This window comes from Sphingobium sp. MI1205 (genome assembly GCF_001563285.1).
Classification (GTDB): domain Bacteria; phylum Pseudomonadota; class Alphaproteobacteria; order Sphingomonadales; family Sphingomonadaceae; genus Sphingobium.
The window spans coordinates 15,552-33,293 of the sequence record NZ_CP005191.1 but is presented as its reverse complement, the minus strand read 5'-3'; the positions used below and the strand labels follow the sequence as shown (position 1 = coordinate 33,293).

Here is a 17,742-nt window from a genome sequence, read left to right as displayed (position 1 = left end):
CTCGGACCGATGGCGCCTGCCGCTTTCTCATCGCCCGTTCATGGCATTCTGTCTGGAGGATAACGCTGTGCAGGACCGGTCCGCCGATTATGCGGCGCTCGCCGCTCACCTCAATCCCGACGATCCTGGCGACGGCGCCCGCCAGATCGATGCCACCATCATCGCCTATCAGCGTGCCCGATGCCGGCCCGGCAACCACGGACAGCTCGTGCGGCACCTCGGCATGCTGCTCATGCTGATCGCTGAAACGATCGCCGTGTTTCATGGGATGCTATGGCTCGAGCCGACCGCGCTCGCGCCCTATTTGGGCTTCATCCTAGAGGTTCCGCTTTGGACCGCGGCTCCTGTTGCGGCCATAGCCATCTGGCTCGCCTTTTTCCTGTCCTACCGCATCGAAGAGAAATCTGGTCAGGAGCTGCCGGAGCCGCCCGCCGCGATCCGCGACTGGCTCGAGGCGCACGACCATCGCCACGGAATTGCCTGGTGGCACGAGACGAGATGGCCTTGGCCCAAGCTGCGCGCCCACCGGCGCGAAATATTCGGCTATGTGATCTGGCGCAGAACGCCTCTGCCCTTGCGAGCTGCACCTTGAGGGTTGGCGGGCGTCGGCAGCTTAGGGAAGGGGCGCGGAGAGTGGCGCAAAGCTATCACCCTCGGTGGGCACGAATTCCGCAAACGTGCTCGCCTTCTGGGAATGTGGTCCGAAAAGCATCCGAAATCCCCGGCCCTAACATCCTGACGAAGCCTGACAGCGGACATAGCCAGACTGACGCGGACACATCGAACTCGCCGTCGCGGTCGACGCTAGAATTGGTCGGCGCAGCCCAGATAAGGTAGCTTAGCGCAAGGTATGCCTGGTGCTACGGAGGTCGCGCTATGGTGGCGCCAACATCAATCATACTCGATGACGCCCTTAAGGGGCGCGTCCAGCACCTGGCCGAAGTGCGTCGACGCAGCTCGCATTGGATCATGCGCGAAGCCATCGCACAGTATGTCGAACGTGAGGAAAAGCGCGAGGCATTCCGCCAGGACGCCATACGGGTGTGGGACGAATATCAGCAGACGGGCCTGCATCTGACGCTTGAGGAAGCCGATGCCTGGTTGGCGAAGCTCGAAGCCGGCGAGGACGCCTCTCAATGTCAGGGTGCGATGCAGCAACCGGATTCACCTCTAGCAATTTCACCCAAAGTGTATTACACTGAAATACAGATTTCAGATGCAGGAGTTTATCATGGCGGCAAGCCGTATGGTGCAGGCTCGCGTTCCTGGCGACATTCAGGATGCGGCCAGTCAGGTTATTCGGGCTTCGGGCCTGACGGTCAGCGACGTGGTGCGCGTGTTGATGACCCGGATCGCGCAGGACAAGGAGATTCCGGCGGCGCTGTTCCAGCCCAACGCGGAAACGCTGGCCGCCTTCGCCGAGGTCGAGCGCGGCGGCCTCGAGCGGTTTGCGTCCGTGGATGCGCTGTTCGCCGATCTTCATGCGGACGATTGAGCGCACCACGGCGTTTCGCCGGGACTTCAAGCGCGAGGCGAAAGGGCCGCGCCGCAATGTGCTGGATACCGATTTGCGGCGGATTATCGAGGCGCTGGCTACGGATGCGCCGCTGGAAGCGCGGCACCGGGATCATGCCTTGACCGGCAACTGGAAGGACTATCGGGACTGCCATGTAAAGCCCGACCTGGTGTTGATCTACCGGCTCATTGACGATGACCGGCTGATCCTCGCCCGTCTCGGCTCCCATTCGCAGCTCGATCTGTAGGCAGATGGCTTGCCGCCGATATGGAGGCCCTATGACCGATGAACTACCCGACAATCCGCCGATGGACGAAGCGTTCATGGCTGGCATGAGGCCATCCCGGCGTGGGCGCAGCGCCGAGCTGCTGACTATCGCCGACCGCGCCGCGGCGCATGTGAAGCGTCCCTATGTTGACCATGCCGAATTGCTCTACGACGAAAACGGGTTACCGAAATGATCCCCGGCACTTCGGCCACGACACCCCCGCAGCGCCGCCCAGTCATTCTGCACGTCAGCTTCGATGAGGCCGGCGCGGCGATCGGCCGCTTGCTCGCCATCGCCATGCCGCCGACGCGCGCGGCCGAGACCGGCGCATCATGGAAGGTCGCGGATTTTCTCCTGGCCTGGTGGAACGGCGACGAGTGCGGGCATTTCCCGATCATCCACTTGTGCAACGTCGATGCCGTTATTGCCGAGGATATGCTTACGATCATGGCCTATCTGGCGCAGGAGTCGACGACCTACGCCGATGCCTGGGGCTACCGCGACGCGATGGGCGACCTTTGGGTGCGCTATCGTGGCGACCCGGCCGAGGCCGTTTAAACGTGCCGGAGATCCACCGCCATCAATGGGAGGCGATATGACCGACGACGAGCTTCTGGACGACAACGCGGCCGAGCGCGCCCAAGCGGCGGCGCTGCGCGACCAGGCCCGCGCCGGGGGCTTGCGCTTCGAGGCGTATCTTACCAAAGATCAGGCCGACTGGCTGTTGGAGCAGATCGAACGGGGCAGGTTTGCCGATCCTTCCGAGGCGGTGTTCCTGACCGTCCAGAACTTCATCGAAATGGAGCCGCACGGCGATCTACGCGACGAGTTGCTGCGGCGTCGTATTCAGGCCGCGATAGATGATCCGCGGCCGGGGATTCCGCACGAAGAAGTCTGCGCCAAAATAGAGCAATGGATCGCCAAGCCGCGTCCCGAACCGGCGCGGTGGCAGAGGGCGGCGCAATGACCGCGCCCTCCCCTGCCCGGTTCAGCGCCGAGGACCGCGCCGTGCTGCTGGCCGTGAAAGGCGTCGGCCCCACGGTTCTTGAGCGCCTGGAAACGCTTGGCATCGCCAGCATGGAAGCCCTGGCGTGCCAGGGCGCGGACGAGGTGTGCCGGCGCATCGCGGCGATGCTGGGCGCAAGCTGCTGGTCGAACAGTCCGATGGCGCGCGGCGCGATCGAGCGGGCGATCGACGCGGCCCGCCAGGAGCGCGCGCGATGAATCAGCTCGCCCCCCTGGCCTCGCCTGCATCGTCGCTGCGCTGGCGCTGCCGGCGTTGATCGCGGCGGCCGACGAGCGCGCGCAGCTTCGATTCCTTGAGTTCTTCGCCGTTGCGATCCGCAATCCCCACACGCGCCGCGCCTATATGCGCGCGGCGGGCGAGTTCCTGGCCTGGTGTGAGGCGCGCGGTGTCGCCTCGCTCGCCCAGGTGCAGCCGCTCCACTTCGCGGACTGGATCGAGGCGCTAGGCGGCGAGCTGGCCCCGCCCAGCGTCAAGCAGCAGCTCGCCGGCGTGCGCCGCCTGTTCGACTGGCTGGTGACAGGCCAGGCCGTGCCGGTGAACCCCGCCGCGTCGGTGCGCGGGCCGGCGCACAGCGCGCGGCGCGGCAAGACGCCCGTTCTCGCCCCCGACGAGGCGCGCCAGATACTCGACACCATAGACGTTGCCACCCATGCCGGCTTGCGCGACCGCGCGCTTATCGGCCTCATGGTCTATAGCTTCGCGCGGATCGGCGCGGCCGTCGCCATGACCGTTGACGATGCTTTCGTCCAGAACCGCCGCCTATGGGTCCGCCTGCACGAAAAGGGCGGCAAGCGGCACGAAATGCCGTGCCACCACAACCTTGAGGAATATCTGCTCGCCTATATCGACGGCTGCGGCTTGCGCGAGCGCGCCAGGGGGCCGCTGTTCCGCACGATCGCGCGCGGCACTAAGCGCCTAAGCGATGCCCCCCTCGCCCAAGCCAATGCTTTCTTGATGGTGCGCCGCCGCGCGACCGCGGCGGGCATCGGCACCGCGATCGGCAACCACTCGTTCCGCGCGACCGGCATCACGACCTATTTGAAGAACGGCGGCACCTTGGAGACGGCCGCGACTATGGCGAACCACAGCTCCACCCGCACGACGCAGCTCTACCACCGGCGATCCGATGACGTGACGCTGGACGAAGTGGAGCGGGTGTTGATTTGAGCCGGCAGGATCAGGCGTGGCGGCTGATATTCGCGCCGTGGTCGCCTTGCATCATCTGCATGGCGCTCTGTAGCATCGCCAGGGTCATGGCGTCGTTTCGGGATTGGGCGCCTGCAATGCCGTCCCGCGCGAGCTGCACGAAGTTGACCCGTTCCCAATCATCGAGCGCGATCGGTGCGCCCTGCCCTGTCCCAACGGGTATCTTCACCGTCATTCCGAGAAACGCCGAGCTGTCATCCAGCGACATTTCGCCTCTTTTGATCTTGCCGTTCATCCAGTCGAACAGCTCCTGGCGCGTCATGCTGGTGAAATCAGGCGGCGCGGCGCTGCCTGGCCCGGTTTGAGCGGTGCTTGCCGGCGCGGTGGAGAGAGCCGCCGAGAATGAGGACGAGCTGGTGCGATCGGCCGATGATGGACGCTGACTCGCGGCCAGATAGTTGTTCGCTGTTTCAATTCGCACGAGAACGCCCTTTCCGCCAAGCCAATCGCGGACGATTGCAGGACATGGTTAATTTCAGGTGAAACGGCGTGGGATTTGAGCCGGCGAGAGACCGGACCTTAAGTATCGCCCCGCGCGGTCGCATTGTTCACGGGTAGACTATTTTCGCCGGGGGCCTTGAAGTGACGACGATCGGTGCAGCTACCAGCGCGATGCCCTATATAAAATCGCGCCGCCCAGATTGAATTATCGGTCAAGGCATCAAATGGACGCTTCACCGCTGAGGAAGTTACCGCAAGGCTTGAGGCGCGCGACGTCAGACAGCTTCGCCACGCGCAGAGCTATGAAAACCTCCTTGATGGCAAGGGGACGTATTTCGGCCACTCCGTTGGCAATAAGACCGTTTGGAAGCCGGAACTGGCGGCGCAGCAGATCAACGCTGCCCGCGCCGCTCGCGTAAAGCCTTATCTGCACATGTCCGGCCCCGTCAGCATCGAGGCGCTGAACGTCGATTCCGCCGTCAGAGCGCAGGGGATGATGAGGCAGCGCGCGGGGATCCAGATGTTCGGCCTAGAGCAAACGGTACGTCTGCCGTGTACCACGACCGGTTGTCGATCTATGGCATTACTCATGCCGCAAAATCACCACCGCGCCTCGAGCGCGATCCCCAGCACGCGCGGGTTTCCAAGGACCGCACGCGGTAGCCCGTCGAGGCGATAGTGATAATATCGATCGTCGAAAAGGTTGCTGGCAAAAGCGGACATCGTCCAGTGCCCTGTCTCATAGGCGACCCGCGCGTTCACCAGCGTGCGTCCGCTGGCCCGCGATGCGCTTTGTGGTAGGCGAACCTCGGTAAAAACCGCTGAACGATGGCTGGCGTTCAAGTTAATGGCCACTCGATCGACGGGACGAATGTTGACGCCGCCGGCGAGCGTCCAGCGCGGAGCATGAGCGAATTCAAGGCCGTCATAGTCCGTCACGCTGCCGACCGTCGTGGCAAATTCATCGAACCTCGTGCGCGAGTAGCCCACCGAGGCGTACCAGTCGAAAGCGCCGCTGGGGCTGTGCGTCGCCTCGATCTCGAACCCATAGAGATGGGACGAGCCGGCATTGACGATATGCGTGTCGTATATGCTCATGCCGAAGTTCGCTGAAACCTGCTGATCCTTCCAGTCGACATAGAAGGCGTTGGCATTCAATGTCAGCCGCCCATCGAGCCACGCGGAACGCAGCGACAGCTCGTAGTTCCAGGTGAATTCAGGATCGTAGGAAAAGGTCGCCGAACGCGCGATATTGCCGCTCGAGCCGCCTGACCGATAGCCTCGTTGGACCGTGAAACCAGTCTTGAGGTTCGGCGTCCAGGCCATTTGGATCCCCGCCTTCGGCAAGAACGCATCGAAGGTCCGATCGGTAGCGGCGGCCGAACCGCTCGCTTGGGCTACGATGCCGGCAACGCCCTGGTTGATTGCAACCACCGCGCGGTACAGCGGCGACCCGGTGGAGCCGAAAGCCCTCGGATCAGGATAGGCCCCCGCGAACCGCGCGGTCTGATCGATGCCCAAGCTGTTCGTTTCGTGGTCGTAGCGAAACCCCACGGTGAACATGAGCCTCTCGGTCAGCCTGAATTGAACATCGCCGAACAGGGCATAAGATCGCACGTGACCAGAGGCATCCGCTGAGAAATCGACCGGAATCGCTGCCAGCGCCCGGCTGTAGAGTCCGGCAACCAACTGCGCAGTCGGCGCGTCGATGCCACTGCTTCGCAGCAATGCGCTTATCGTGTCGACCGGCGTCGGAACGCTGTCATCGCTCGCCGTCGCGCTTCGGTTCCTTCGATCGTAGAAGAATGCCCCCATCAATCCGCTGAGGCGATCCCCCTCATAGTTCAGCCGGAGTTCCTGGGAGAACGTCCGATAGCGATTCTGCTGGTCGTAGGCGCCCCCATCGGCGGCCGTCATGTCGTTGTCGGAGCGATTGAACTCGCTAATCTCATTGAAGGCCGTGATCGCCGTCAGGGAGAGACCTGCGCCCAAATCGAAGCGCAGATCCGCGGTCGCGATATCGGTGCTCGCCTCACTGTCGTTAGGACTGTCGGAGAAGTTCCACCGACGGTCGAAAAAGTCGGGCACAGACGTATCGGTGAAGCTGAACGAATAGCCGCTGTAGCGGTCATAGCGCGTGTAGCCGAACCGCGCCTCGAAGCCCGGAACGGCCGTCGGCGTCCACAAGAGCTTTGCTCGGACCTGGGTCGTATCAAGAGGATTCTCGTGCGCGCGCCGTGTCGGATTCCAGGTAAATCCGTCGGCGTCTCGCTTTTCCACGCTGACGCGGAATGCGAGCTCTCCGGATACGATCGGACCGCCCAGCGCGGCGGCGAACTGCGTCTCATCGGCGTCCGTTATCATGGCGCGAGCGCGCAGCTCCCATTCCATTGTCGGTTCGGCTGTCCGCATGATGACCGCCCCGGCCAGGGCGTTCAGCCCTAGCAAGGTCGACTGTGGGCCTCGCATAATCTCGACCTGGCGGACGTCCCACATATCCGCCGGCGACGCATGAACCATGGCGGCCGGCACGGCAGCTCCATCGACAAATATCGTGGCGAGAGCTGCCCCCTCGCCGCCCATGATCCCGCGGTCGGCGATGCCTCGGATAGTGAACCCGCCGGCGCTGAACGTCTCCGTCACATTCGCCGTGCGCGCGTACACCTCCTGGAGTGATAACAGATTCTCCTCCTCGATGCGCCGAGCGGTGGTCACGGCCACGCTGCTGGGCGTGTCCTGCAGGGATCTCCGTGCTTTCTCCCCTGTCACGATGATTTCGGAGTAGGTGCCGACATGGCGCTCCTGCGCACGCGCAAAGCCACTCCAAGACAGAGCGGCCAGACCCACCACTCCCCACAACAAACAACGCACCACGATGGCCCCCCAAAGCAAATCCTTCGCCAGTAGATAAAGGCGTCGCCCGCTTGCAACAGGATTGATGAAAGGTTCGGCGATTGCCCGCGCGACCTGTGTTTCAGCCCGTGCAATCCGTGACTTTTTGCGGTGACGGCGAGACCAGACCCGCTTTGGGGAGCGTAGCTGGAGAGGCTACAGCAAATCTTGTTCGCAACTTGACTATCGTCAATGATGCGAACCGGGACGGTCGCATTGCCCGAGAATTCGAAGGGGGGAATCTTGAATAGTCGACCCATAGCCTTTGCGGCGGGAAGAAATAGCCGATGAATGGCCGACAAAAGGTCTTTCCGCCTGTGCATCGGGGGAGCCGCTTGTCAGGCCTCACCGCCGATGGCGCGTTCTCGGTCTCTTGCGCACCCGCACGAGCCATCATGGCTTTGCTCACATGCCAAGGGGTGGCGATCAGGAGCAAAATCGGATTACGTCGCCGCCATGTCTTGTCGAACGCATCCTTCCGGACGGGCCTGCCCGAAGCCGTCAGCGGGACCGCGCAGCCTCGCGCCACCCCTATGATCGCTCCTCGGCGAGAACGAAGACGGTGATGTCGATGACGATGCACGAAGATGACGACCTGGCACGCTGGCTGCGCCTGACCGAAAAGCAGCGCGCCTGTCTCGACCTGCTCATCGAGCGTAAGACCTCGAAAGAGATCGCTCGGATCCTCGGAATTTCCAAGCCGACCGTGGACCAGCGCATCACCGCTGCCCGGATCATCCTCGGCGCGGCCAATCGCGACGAGGCAGCTCTCATCTACGCGCGTCTCAAACAGCTATATGACCGGATCACATATGACTCGGTGCAGGTTCCCTCGCCGCCGACGCTGGTGCCATCCGACTTTCCGGACGGCGATCCCGAACCGGTCCTGAAGCTGAGCGACAGTGCGGCGCCCACCTTCGGCGCCGGCCAGGGATCGAGGGACTTCTTCCTGCCGTTCCGGGACGGATGGAGACACGATCACAGCATTCAGGCGCGCGTCATGATCATGGTGGGAATTCTCGTCGCCTTGGTCATCGTCGTTTTCCTGGGGCTCGGCATCGCGGAAGCGCTGACGCGGCTCGTCTCCAACTGAACCTGTTCAACTTGACCCACGGTTCGCCGGCGCGCGGGTGCGCGCCCGGCAAAGGAGAACTTATGCCTCAATCCATACCTCTGATGGCCGCCCGCCTGCAGCGCGACGTGCCGACTGCTGAATCCAAGGTCGACGACGCCATCATCGCCCTGTCGTCGCTGATGACGAGCATGGTGACCGCGCGGCGCGAAAGCGGTGCGCCCGCGAAGACCGGCCAGGCGACCATCCTGCGCCTCGCCAAGGCGCAGATGTCGCTTGTCGATGTGAGCAGCGACGTCCTGCGGATCCATGGCGACCTGCTCGAAATCGGCAAGGAAATGGGCAGTTACGATCTGCGCGATTGCCCCTCCGGCTCGGCGGAAACGACCCCGCATCTCGCGGCCGTAGCCTGACGGCGATTGACCGGGAGCGACTGGCATGAAAAGCGGGAACGATGCGCATAGCAATCTTCATCGCCCTTCTGTTGGTGGCTCTCGGCTACGCCGCCTGGCGGGGCGGTGCTCCGGAGCGGGTCATGGTGGGGATTGCCATCCTGATGGTCCTGCTCGATCGCCTGCTGGTCTCGACAGGTCAGGTGGAATATCATTCGGTCGACCTGGGTTACCTGGTGATCGACCTGATTGGTTCGGCGGCGACCATCGCCTTGGCGCTTCTGGCGCATCGCTTCTGGCCCATGATCGTTGCCGTCCTCCATGTCCTGCCGCTGCTGGCGCACATCAGCCGGGCGCTCGACGTCTCGATGAACCCGATTGCCTATCTCACGATGCAGGTCGCTTCGTCCTGGCTGCTCCCGCCCCTTCTCATCCTCGCAACCTGGCGGCACCAGCAGCGCTTGCGGCGCAGCGGCAGCGATCCGTCCTGGCACGTTTTCTGGCGTCCATCGAGCCGAATGACGGTGAGCGGCTAGCCGCCGCGCTGCTGCAGGAATTCCGCAGCATCGGACGGATCCTGGCCCAAACGCCAGAAGCGCTCGAGCGGGTTCTGGGTCACCACCCTTCGATCGCGGATATCCTGCTCGGCGCCCGGGACATGTTCCTTGAGGGTCTGCAGGCCGACCTGACAACGCAGCCGGTCGACCCTGCCTGCCCCAAGCTCGGCCAATATCTCATGGCCTCGATGGGATCGCTGCCGGACGAGGTGCTGCGCATCCTTTTCCTGGACGCTTCCTACCGCCTGATCGCGGACGAGCAATTGCACCATGGGTCCGTCCGGCAGCTCGAGCTTTATCCCAGAACGATCTTTCGGCGCGCGATCGAGCACGGCGCCACCGGACTCATTCTCGTCCACAATCACCCGAGCGGCGACGCGACCCCGAGCGAAAACGACATCGTCGCGACGCGCAGGCTTTCCGACCTTGGTCGATCGCTCGATATCGAGATCGTCGATCATATTGTCGTCACGGCGACCCACGCCCAGCGCGTCGCAGCGAGCGGGCGCATAGGATCTGATCGTGCGCCCGCCTGCGCCCATGTTCTGCGCGACAATCCCGGGTCGGGAGGCGGCGGACAACAGCAAAGTGCGTCAACCGCGCTCGCAAATGCGCGCCGAGCCTATAAGCGCCGCCAGTTCCGCCGAGAGCTGATCGGGTCGCCAAAGCTCTTCGGCGAACCGGCCTGGGACATGCTGATCGACCTCTTCATTCACGAAAGCGAGGGCAAGAAGGTGGCAACGAGCGCCCTTTGCCTCGCTTCGACCGCGCCTCCCAGCACTGCGCTGCGGCTGGTCAACAAGCTTTGCGAGGCAAAGCTGCTCGTGAAGATAGACGATCCCGACGATGGCAGGCGCCAGTTTGTCGAACTGACGCCCGACACGGCCGCGCGTCTCGAAAACTATTTTGGCGCGGATGAGGGAGGGATGCAGGAGGGTTGAGGCGCCGTCTGGAAATGGATTGGACGGGCGCAGCGTTGGGGGGAGGAGAATCCCGGAGAGGTTCACGATCGCATTGCCGCCGGCTCGCGACGTTAAATTGCTGTTAACCATCCTGTCCTATTTCGAGGCAAGGGGGCCAGCGGCAGGTCGCGGTGTGGGGGTAACGCGACCTGCCAATCAGGCAATGACATCAGGGACTGATCATTCGAAGCGCCGGGCGCACTTCGGGCCTACCGCACCGGGCTGAATCATCTCGCGCGGCGCACCGATCGCCAAACCAGGTCCGGGCGAGCGGTCGGCAGGCAAATGGCGAATGGCGCTACGAACCAGCATTAGCCGGCGGACAGGATAAAGCGCCGCTTCAAAGCGACCTGGCCTCGGTTGCAATCGATTATTGGACTGTTCGCCGTATCATTTTCACCGATGGACGCGCTTAATTCGAGCAGATAACAGGTCCCGCCGCGATCATTACGGATGCGGCGGTAAGCAGGAGCAGGGCTGTGAGCGAGGAAGCGGGGCGCAACGAGAATCTCATTACTTTGACGGCTGACATCGTTGCGGCGCATGTGACGAACAACAAGGTCGAAGTCGGCGATATTCCTCGGCTGATCGGATCGGTTTACGACGCTCTCGCCAGCGTCGGCCAGCCCGGCAAGCCTGAGCAACAGGCCCCAGTCCCCGCGGTTTCGATCCGCGCTTCGATAAAGCCGGATTACATCGTCTGTCTGGAGGACGGCAAGAAGCTCAAAATGCTGAAACGCCACCTGATGACCCACTATCAGATGACCCCTGACCAGTACCGGGCGAAGTGGGGGCTGCCTGCCGACTATCCCATGGTCGCGCCAAATTATGCCGAGCAGCGCCGCGAGCTCGCGAAGAAGATCGGCCTCGGCCGGCAACCGACCGTCCGCCGCGGCCGCGGCAAGCGCAAGAAGCTCTCCATCGCTACATGAGTATCGTGGCCGCAGGGCTGATATTCCTCTGCACGCCCACCCTTGTCGCCGATGGCGATGGCCCGGTCTGGTGTGCCGAGGGTCCACGCATCCGCATCGCGGGCATCGCCGCGCGCGAACTGGATGGTACTTGCCGTCGCGGCCATCCCTGTCCCCGCGCTGGACCGATCGCGGCGCGCAATGCATTGGTGGAGCTGCTTGGCGGCTCGCGCGGTGAGGTTCGGATCGCCAACGCAGGCATCAGCCATATCCGCGTCCGCGCAGCGCCAATGCGCTGTCTCTCGACCGGTCCGGCGGGCGGCGCCAGAACCGGTGCCTTCTGCACTCTTGCCGATGGCCGCAACCTCAGCTGCGCGATGCTTGCGACCGGCACCGTCGCGCGCTGGGAGCGCTACTGGCGTTCCGACCAGCGTTGCCGGCCCTGACAACGCCAGATCTCCTGAGCAATATTTACATCGTGGCCGGATATGTACCTACCGGTGGAGTAATAAATTCTGGAATAAAGTGTCGGTTTGTTTCCAACAGCCCCGGGGGGTCGAAAGGATCAAGAGTCTTGTTCTCGCGAGTATGAATTCCTTTACTGAGGGCATCGCGTGGAAGGTACGCCAGACAACGCTAAGCGAGAACATTTCAAGAACCGCATGATGGCCGTTACCGCCGGAGGTCGCTAAGCCCCAGTTCTTCCCACATCCATGTAAAGTCATAGGTGCCCATCGGATCGGCGGTGCCCGATTTTGCCGCGCCATTTTCGATATATTTGAGCCAGTCGGCTACCTTTACCCGCCCCGCCTTTGTACAGGCCAGAACGCGTGGCGTCTTGTGGCTGAGGGCTGGGACCGGCTCATCGAGCGTTTTCGTATATTCACGGGTCAGCATATCGTGAACGATGCGCTCCATTTCATGCGGTGGAATATCCAGCGCCTCGTCCTGTGGCGTGCGGGCGGCATCGTCGGCCATAACCTGATCGAGCGTCCGGATTTCGGCCATAGGCGCGCTCACGCAATCACCAAGCCATTCGCCCATCTGGGTAATTGCTCGCTCCGCGCGGGCGGCACTGTTTACCTCGACGATCAGCTTGCGCCCTGCCAGTTCCACATTGGCAAAAACCGGCGTGCCGTCATCCATGGTCGTGACGAAGGCCCGCTTGCCTTTGGTCGCTTGCGGCTTCTTGTTCTTCGTCGCTGGTGCCAGCCAGTTCCAGAAACTGTCGCTGGCAGGTTCCAGCCATTGTGCCGCGTTCAGCCTTCGGATCAGGCTCTTGCCGACCACGCCTTTCGCCAGCGGAAAAACGATACGGTGGAACACCAGGTCATCGCCGTCGGCGTTGACCATATCCGGCGCGCTGCCGGGCATGGCCTTGCCCAGACAGTCGAGCAGCCACATGTTCGTGAACATCGGTCCCGATGCTCCCAGAAGCGCGTCCCGATCGGACGGGTCCAATTCCGCAGTGTCCTGAGTTTCGTCGGCAAGTCGGGAAAATGCCTCGACCACTCGCACGGCGCCCTCAGCGCTGAACGGCAACAGCGCTCCGGAAATGCCATGGCGCCCGTTCACGTCGACAACCCTTGCGGCGATCTTGTCCCAGTTGACCAGGGTCTGGGTTGCACCGTGTTCGCGCACCGTCACCGGAGCAACGTCGCGCAGCAGATCGCGCAAGGTCATCGACTGACCAGGCACGACTTCGCTGACCTCATAGAGCGACATGACCGTATCGCGTAACGCGCGCATATAGGCCTTGTTCGGCGCCTTTTCGTTCCAGCCCCGGCGCTTGAGATAGTCATCGACCAGATTGCGACCGTCGGGTTCCAGTTCCTGCGTAAGCAGATCTTCAAAGGCGCAGCCCCATAGCGGCCCTTGCCAGTGATCGCCAATTATCTCGAATATGGCGTCAGGCTCGAGTCCGGTCGCTTCGCTCGCCGGATCGAGATGCGCGGACAGCATTTCGGCCAATGCCTCATCCCATGGCGCGCGATCCGCATATTTCATCAGGCCGGAAAGATCGTGAGCCGATTTCGATCTGGACATTCAGATGGGCCTTTCCACGCCGAGGCGGCGCATTTCTCGATAGATGGTCGATCGGCCGATGCCGAGTTGTCGTGCTGCTTCTGTCGGCGAGATGCTCGCTTCGACCAGTTTGATGGCGGCATGTACCTTGGACATGTCGAGCGGCTGACGGCCGGGCAACTTGCCTTTGGCGCGCGCGGCGGCGATCCCATCCCTGGTTCGCTCGGAGATCAGTCTCCGCTCGAAATGGGCGATGGCCCCGAACACATGGAAGATGAGTTCGCCGGCGGCCGACGATGTGTCGATCTTTTCCTCAAGACTCAGGAGGGCTCTGTTGCAAAGATTGGCGGCAGTCAGAGGTAGGCTGTCGCTCTGCGCCGATCAGGCGGCTGCTGCGAAATGGTGGTTGAGCATGCCCATGGCCTCCGTCAGCGCCGAGGGCCCAATGCCAAAAGCTCTCTCCACAAGGCGCACCTCGCCCCTGATGCCGGGCTGCAGGCACCAGGGGCGAGCCTGTCCTTTGCGCAGGGCTCGCATGACTTCGAATCCCTTGATCGTGGCATAGGCCGTGGGGATCGATTTGAAACCGCGCACCGGCTTGATCAGTATCTTGAGCTTTCCGTGATCGGCCTCGATCACGTTATTGAGATACTTCACCTGCCGGTGGGCCGTCTCCCGGTCCAGCTTTCCTTCGCGCTTCAATTCGGTGATCGCTGCACCATAGCTCGGCGCTTTGTCGGTATTGAGCGTGGCAGGCTTTTCCCAGTGCTTCAGGCCTCGCAGGGCCTTGCCCAGGAACCGCTTCGCTGCCTTGGCGCTGCGGGTCGGCGACAGGTAGAAATCGATCGTGTCGCCCCGCTTGTCGACTGCCCGGTACAGGTAGGTCCACTTGCCCCGCACCTTGACGTAGGTTTCATCCAGGCGCCAGCTCGGATCAAAGCCACGCCGCCAGAACCAGCGCAGCCGCTTCTCCATCTCCGGGGCGTAGCACTGGACCCAGCGATAGATCGTCGTATGGTCGACCGAAATGCCGCGTTCCGCCAGCATTTCCTCAAGGTCGCGATAGCTGATCGGATAGCGACAATACCAGCGCACCGCCCACAGGATCACATCACCCTGGAAATGGCGCCACTTGAAATCCGTCATCGTTCCGTCCGTCCAATCTCCGCCAAGCATGCTCAAGCTTCACGATTTTTGCAACAGAGCCTTCGTGCCGATGGCCTTCTTCCCCGGGTCGACGGGCGGTATCTACCGACAGTTTTCCGTCACGCTGATCGTCTCGATCGGGTTCTCGGCGCTATTGGCGCTGACGCTCACTCCCGCGCTGTGTGCGACTTTTCTCAAGCCGCACGTACCCGAAAACCATCGCAAGGAGAATTGGCTCACGCGGCGAACCGGTCGCTTTTTTACTGGATTCAACAACTGGTTTGGACGTACGACTGATCGTTATCAAGGCGGCGTCGCTCGGATATTGTCGCGGCCTCTGCGCTGGCTCGCCATATTCATCGCGTTGGTCGGCCTGACGGTTATCTTGTTCTCGCGCCTTCCCGGTGGATTCCTCCCGCAGGAGGACCAGGGGACTGTCATCACTGTTGTACAAGCTCCCCCCGGCGCGACCCGTGAGCGGACTGAAGAAGCGGTGCGTCAGGTGAAGGAATTTTACAATCAGCAAGACATTGTGACGAGCGTGTTTGTGGTGCGAGGCTTTAGCTTCTTCGGCCAAGGCCAAGCGAATGGAATGATGTTCACGATGCTCAAGCCGTGGGAGGAGCGCTCCGGCGAGGAGAATAGCTCGCTAGCCTTGGTCGGAAAGGCGATGGGCTTCTTCACATCGATCAAGGAAGCCATGGTCTTTGCCCTCAATCCCCCCGCGATCGCCGAACTTGGCATCGCCGGCGGCTTTACCTTCAAATTGGAGGATGTCGGCGGCAACGGTGCTGAAGCGCTCTTCAACGCGCGCAATCAGCTGCTTGCCGCCGCGAGCCAGAGCCCGATCCTTGCCGGTGTTCGACCGGAGGGCCAGGAAGATGCACCTCAGCTGCGGGTCATGATCGACAGGATACAGGCTCGCGCCCTCGGCCTCTCGATTGGCGACGTTAACGGAACGCTCGCGATCGCTTTCGGCAGCGCATATGCCAATGACTTCAACCGTGAAGGGCGGATCCTGCGGGTGCTCCTGCAAGCCGAAGCATCTCACCGAATGACGCCACAGGACGTGCTCGACCTCAAGGTTCGAAATGCAGCCGGCGAAATGGTGCCCTTCGGCTCGTTTACACAGGTTGAATGGACATCGGGCGCGCAGCAGCTCCAGCGCTATAACGGCTATCCTTCGATGACCATTTCCGGGAACGCTGCCCCGGGCCAGTCGACTGGCGAGGCCATGGCGGAGATGGAACGGCTCGCCAATGCACTGCCGGAGGGCTTCGCATATGAATGGACGGGAATGTCCTATGAGGAGCAGCAGGCCGGCGGACAGGTCGGTATGCTGCTAGGCTTGTCTATACTTGTTGTATTCTTGCTGCTGGCCGCTCTCTACGAGAGCTGGTCCATCCCTGTTTCCGTGCTTTTGGTTGTACCGCTCGGCGTACTTGGCTCCGTCCTCTTTACGGTGATGAGGGGACTGTCCGCCGACGTCTATTTCAACGTTGGCATCATCACGATCATCGGCTTGGCCGCCAAGAACGCGATCCTGATCGTCGAGTTTGCGATCGAGCAAGAAGCGGAGGGCAAGACCCCGCTTGAGGCGACACTCGAAGCTGTGAAACTGCGCCTGCGCCCCATTATCATGACGTCGCTCGCCTTCATCGGTGGCATGATACCGCTCTTCATTGCTTCCGGTGCCGGTGCGGCGAGCCGAATCGCGGTTGGGACCGGTGTTGTCGGCGGAATGCTGGCTGCCACTGTGCTCGGAATTTTCTTCATTCCGCTCTTCTATCTGTCGATACGCCGCTGGCTCAGTAAGAAGCGGCCTGCTGCTCCCGGTCAGGCGCAACCGGAGCCCAATCATGCGTAGAGTCTTTGTGCTCACTCTGACATCGTTTCTGGGCGCGTGCCAGTTAGCCCCGCCTCACGCGCGGCCAGCGCTGCCGACCACTCGGGATTACCCCACCTCCTACGCGGGCGACGGGGTGCTCGGTCGGCGGGCGGTGGAAATCAGCTGGCGGGAGTTCTTCGCTGATCCTCAACTGGAGACCCTCATTGCCACCGCTCTCGAGCGGAACCGCGATCTCGCCGTTGCCGTAGCGCAGATACAGGAGGCGCGTGGTCTTTATCGAATCCAGGGTGCCGAACGGCTGCCTGCGCTCGGCGCCAACGGCGATGTGACTCGCAGCCGCACGCCAGGTTCGGCGATTGGCATTCCCGAAGTGGGTGCGATCACCGATACCCGCTACTCGATCGGCGTTGGCGTCACAGGATTCGAGCTCGATTTCTGGGGCCGGGTGCGCAACCTTTCTGACGCAGCGCGCTCGCAATATCTAGCAACCGTGCAGGCTGAACGGGCGTTCCGCCTCGCGTTGATCCGGGATGTGGCCTCGACCTATTTTGCTTCCCGGGAAGCCGACGAGCGGATCGCCCTTGCCGAAGCTACGGTACGCAGCCGGCAGGAAGGCCTCCGCATAGCCGAGCGTCGCCTTGAAGCCGGGGTGACTTCAGCTCTTGATTTTCGACAGGCGGAGTCGCTACTGACTCAAGCCGAAACGGAGTTGGCCAGCCTGCGCTTGGCCGAGGCGCAGAGTGAGAACTTCCTGGCCGTACTCTTGGGCGGACCCGTTCCTGTCGGGCTCACGGTGCCGCTGACGCTGGCTGACCAGAAAAACGGAACGGTGATTGCCGCCGGATTACCCTCCGAGCTGATGGTGACTCGACCGGACATATTGGCGGCAGAAGAGAAACTGCGGGCAGCGCGTGCCAATATCGGTGCTGCTCGGGCAGCCTTCTTTCCATCCATCTCACTAACCGGTAGTATCGGTTTCGCTTCAACTGATCTTGGGAATTTGATCGGAAACGAAGGACTGAGCTGGAGCTTTGGACCTTCGATCAGCCTACCCATCTTCGATTGGGGTGCGAGGAAGGGCAATCTGAGCGTGGCTGAGGCACGTGAGGATATTGCCATCGCCGAATACGAACGCACCATTCAGGGAGCTTTCCGCGAAGTTGCGGACGCCCTTGCCGGGCGCCGCTGGCTTGCTGAACAGGTCGCCGCGCAGGTTCGTGCCACTGCGGCACAGCGAGCGATCGCCGATCTTGCCCGCACTCGCTACCGCGAGGGCGTCGCAAATTACCTTGAAGTGCTCGATGCCGAACGGAATCTGTTCATCGCGGAACAGACACTGATACAGCTGCGTCGCGCCGAGCTGGATGCTCTCGTCTCTCTGTATGTCGCTCTGGGCGGCGGCCAGCAAGGGTAATGGTGGTAATGTTCCACCGACGGGCCTTGGCTATTGATCATGACAACCTACAGATCGGTCCGCC

The 17,742-nt window shown here is 62.2% G+C and carries 20 protein-coding genes and 3 pseudogenes; 17 read left to right on the top strand and 6 right to left on the bottom strand.

The features are described from left to right. The first annotated feature begins 67 nt into the window (after positions 1 to 67). From K663_RS20890 to K663_RS20850, 9 genes and pseudogenes are all read left to right on the top strand, one after another. The gene (locus tag K663_RS20890) at positions 68 to 592 is read left to right on the top strand and encodes a hypothetical protein (RefSeq protein WP_037485683.1); all 525 of its coding nucleotides are present in this window, start codon (positions 68 to 70) and stop codon (positions 590 to 592) included. A 284-nt stretch (positions 593 to 876) separates the two neighbouring features. Continuing rightward, positions 877 to 1,107 (top strand): annotated as a pseudogene (locus tag K663_RS23585) (CopG family ribbon-helix-helix protein); the annotation flags it as partial. Positions 1,108 to 1,231: 124 nt separating this feature from the next. Beyond that, positions 1,232 to 1,495, top strand: a complete 264-nt coding sequence (locus tag K663_RS20880; protein ID WP_021224639.1) for a type II toxin-antitoxin system RelB/DinJ family antitoxin — start codon at positions 1,232 to 1,234, stop codon at positions 1,493 to 1,495. Next, complete coding sequence (locus K663_RS20875; RefSeq protein WP_020818517.1) at positions 1,482 to 1,763, top strand: type II toxin-antitoxin system YafQ family toxin; 282 nt, start codon at positions 1,482 to 1,484, stop codon at positions 1,761 to 1,763. The genes K663_RS20880 and K663_RS20875 overlap by 14 nt, the downstream gene beginning before the upstream one ends. Before the next feature lie 31 nt (positions 1,764 to 1,794). Then, on the top strand, positions 1,795 to 1,977 hold the full coding sequence (locus K663_RS25330; protein ID WP_020818518.1) for a hypothetical protein: 183 nt from the start codon (positions 1,795 to 1,797) through the stop codon (positions 1,975 to 1,977). After that, the gene (locus tag K663_RS20865) at positions 1,974 to 2,342 is read left to right on the top strand and encodes a DUF7673 family protein (RefSeq protein WP_020818519.1); all 369 of its coding nucleotides are present in this window, start codon (positions 1,974 to 1,976) and stop codon (positions 2,340 to 2,342) included. Before K663_RS25330 ends, K663_RS20865 begins: the two co-directional genes overlap by 4 nt. Before the next feature lie 37 nt (positions 2,343 to 2,379). Continuing rightward, a complete protein-coding gene (locus tag K663_RS20860; RefSeq protein WP_020818520.1) occupies positions 2,380 to 2,751 on the top strand; it encodes an antitoxin PaaA2 family protein in 372 nt (123 codons plus the stop codon). Beyond that, positions 2,748 to 3,008 carry a hypothetical protein gene (locus K663_RS20855; protein ID WP_020818521.1) on the top strand — a complete coding sequence of 87 codons (261 nt, stop codon included), beginning with the start codon at positions 2,748 to 2,750 and terminating at the stop codon, positions 3,006 to 3,008. Before K663_RS20860 ends, K663_RS20855 begins: the two co-directional genes overlap by 4 nt. Then, positions 3,005 to 3,978 (top strand): annotated as a pseudogene (locus K663_RS20850) (tyrosine-type recombinase/integrase). Before K663_RS20855 ends, K663_RS20850 begins: the two are co-directional and overlap by 4 nt. A 10-nt stretch (positions 3,979 to 3,988) precedes the next feature. Here K663_RS20850 and K663_RS20845 read toward each other — a convergent pair. The 3 genes from K663_RS20845 to K663_RS20835 form a co-directional block, all read right to left on the bottom strand. Then, positions 3,989 to 4,438, bottom strand: coding sequence for a hypothetical protein (locus K663_RS20845; protein WP_021224259.1), 450 nt, complete (start codon positions 4,436 to 4,438; stop codon positions 3,989 to 3,991). A gap of 240 nt (positions 4,439 to 4,678) precedes the next feature. Continuing rightward, entirely contained in the window at positions 4,679 to 4,891 is a 213-nt protein-coding gene (locus K663_RS20840; protein ID WP_020818524.1) for a hypothetical protein, read from the bottom strand. A gap of 167 nt (positions 4,892 to 5,058) precedes the next feature. Beyond that, the gene (locus K663_RS20835) at positions 5,059 to 7,332 is read right to left on the bottom strand and encodes a TonB-dependent receptor (RefSeq protein ID WP_235589629.1); all 2,274 of its coding nucleotides are present in this window, start codon (positions 7,330 to 7,332) and stop codon (positions 5,059 to 5,061) included. A gap of 589 nt (positions 7,333 to 7,921) precedes the next feature. On the opposite strand from K663_RS20835, the gene K663_RS20830 reads away from it, so the two are divergent. From K663_RS20830 to K663_RS20800, 6 genes are all read left to right on the top strand, one after another. Next, positions 7,922 to 8,443 carry a helix-turn-helix transcriptional regulator gene (locus K663_RS20830; RefSeq protein ID WP_235589628.1) on the top strand — a complete coding sequence of 174 codons (522 nt, stop codon included), beginning with the start codon at positions 7,922 to 7,924 and terminating at the stop codon, positions 8,441 to 8,443. Positions 8,444 to 8,526: 83 nt separating this feature from the next. Next, complete coding sequence (locus K663_RS20825) at positions 8,527 to 8,835, top strand: hypothetical protein (protein ID WP_020818527.1); 309 nt, start codon at positions 8,527 to 8,529, stop codon at positions 8,833 to 8,835. 41 nt (positions 8,836 to 8,876) lie between these two features. Then, complete coding sequence (locus tag K663_RS24495) at positions 8,877 to 9,350, top strand: hypothetical protein (protein ID WP_020818528.1); 474 nt, start codon at positions 8,877 to 8,879, stop codon at positions 9,348 to 9,350. A 122-nt stretch (positions 9,351 to 9,472) separates the two neighbouring features. Then, a complete protein-coding gene (locus K663_RS24490) occupies positions 9,473 to 10,312 on the top strand; it encodes a JAB domain-containing protein (RefSeq protein ID WP_158500939.1) in 840 nt (279 codons plus the stop codon). Positions 10,313 to 10,812: 500 nt separating this feature from the next. After that, a complete protein-coding gene (locus K663_RS20805) occupies positions 10,813 to 11,265 on the top strand; it encodes a MucR family transcriptional regulator (RefSeq protein WP_020818598.1) in 453 nt (150 codons plus the stop codon). Then, positions 11,262 to 11,690, top strand: coding sequence for a hypothetical protein (locus K663_RS20800; RefSeq protein WP_020818599.1), 429 nt, complete (start codon positions 11,262 to 11,264; stop codon positions 11,688 to 11,690). The genes K663_RS20805 and K663_RS20800 overlap by 4 nt, the downstream gene beginning before the upstream one ends. 226 nt (positions 11,691 to 11,916) lie before the next feature. Here the strand turns inward: K663_RS20800 and K663_RS20795 are convergent, their stop codons facing one another. The 3 genes and pseudogenes from K663_RS20795 to K663_RS20785 all read right to left on the bottom strand — a co-directional run bounded on the left by K663_RS20795 (position 11,917) and on the right by K663_RS20785 (position 14,415). Continuing rightward, positions 11,917 to 13,290 (bottom strand): hypothetical protein, encoded by a 1,374-nt coding sequence (locus tag K663_RS20795; protein ID WP_031293519.1) that lies wholly within the window; start codon positions 13,288 to 13,290, stop codon positions 11,917 to 11,919. Then, a pseudogene (locus tag K663_RS20790) lies at positions 13,291 to 13,599 on the bottom strand (recombinase family protein); the annotation flags it as partial. Positions 13,600 to 13,650: 51 nt separating this feature from the next. Continuing rightward, positions 13,651 to 14,415, bottom strand: a complete 765-nt coding sequence (locus K663_RS20785) for an IS6-like element IS6100 family transposase (RefSeq protein WP_001389365.1) — start codon at positions 14,413 to 14,415, stop codon at positions 13,651 to 13,653. On the opposite strand from K663_RS20785, the gene K663_RS20780 reads away from it, so the two are divergent. Both K663_RS20780 and K663_RS20775 read left to right on the top strand, forming a co-directional pair. After that, the gene (locus K663_RS20780) at positions 14,402 to 16,282 is read left to right on the top strand and encodes an efflux RND transporter permease subunit (RefSeq protein WP_328514180.1); all 1,881 of its coding nucleotides are present in this window, start codon (positions 14,402 to 14,404) and stop codon (positions 16,280 to 16,282) included. The two genes, K663_RS20785 and K663_RS20780, sit on opposite strands and share 14 nt — an antisense overlap. Next, positions 16,275 to 17,678, top strand: coding sequence for an efflux transporter outer membrane subunit (locus K663_RS20775; RefSeq protein ID WP_013038665.1), 1,404 nt, complete (start codon positions 16,275 to 16,277; stop codon positions 17,676 to 17,678). The genes K663_RS20780 and K663_RS20775 overlap by 8 nt, the downstream gene beginning before the upstream one ends. The last annotated feature ends 64 nt before the right edge of the window (positions 17,679 to 17,742 follow it).

Bases quoted from the DNA above. Each gene is read 5' to 3' on its own strand.
- K663_RS20800 (WP_020818599.1), top strand. From the start codon at position 11,262: ATGAGTATCGTGGCCGCAGGGCTGATATTCCTCTGCACGCCCACCCTT.
- K663_RS24490 (WP_158500939.1), top strand. From the start codon at position 9,473: ATGTTCCTTGAGGGTCTGCAGGCCGACCTGACAACGCAGCCGGTCGAC.
- K663_RS25330 (WP_020818518.1), top strand. From the start codon at position 1,795: ATGACCGATGAACTACCCGACAATCCGCCGATGGACGAAGCGTTCATG.
- K663_RS20785 (WP_001389365.1), bottom strand. From the start codon at position 14,415: ATGACGGATTTCAAGTGGCGCCATTTCCAGGGTGATGTGATCCTGTGG.
- K663_RS20865 (WP_020818519.1), top strand. From the start codon at position 1,974: ATGATCCCCGGCACTTCGGCCACGACACCCCCGCAGCGCCGCCCAGTC.
- K663_RS20860 (WP_020818520.1), top strand. From the start codon at position 2,380: ATGACCGACGACGAGCTTCTGGACGACAACGCGGCCGAGCGCGCCCAA.
- K663_RS20855 (WP_020818521.1), top strand. From the start codon at position 2,748: ATGACCGCGCCCTCCCCTGCCCGGTTCAGCGCCGAGGACCGCGCCGTG.
- K663_RS20875 (WP_020818517.1), top strand. From the start codon at position 1,482: ATGCGGACGATTGAGCGCACCACGGCGTTTCGCCGGGACTTCAAGCGC.
- K663_RS20775 (WP_013038665.1), top strand. From the start codon at position 16,275: ATGCGTAGAGTCTTTGTGCTCACTCTGACATCGTTTCTGGGCGCGTGC.
- K663_RS20825 (WP_020818527.1), top strand. From the start codon at position 8,527: ATGGCCGCCCGCCTGCAGCGCGACGTGCCGACTGCTGAATCCAAGGTC.
- K663_RS20830 (WP_235589628.1), top strand. From the start codon at position 7,922: ATGACGATGCACGAAGATGACGACCTGGCACGCTGGCTGCGCCTGACC.
- K663_RS20795 (WP_031293519.1), bottom strand. From the start codon at position 13,290: ATGTCCAGATCGAAATCGGCTCACGATCTTTCCGGCCTGATGAAATAT.
- K663_RS24495 (WP_020818528.1), top strand. From the start codon at position 8,877: ATGCGCATAGCAATCTTCATCGCCCTTCTGTTGGTGGCTCTCGGCTAC.
- K663_RS20880 (WP_021224639.1), top strand. From the start codon at position 1,232: ATGGCGGCAAGCCGTATGGTGCAGGCTCGCGTTCCTGGCGACATTCAG.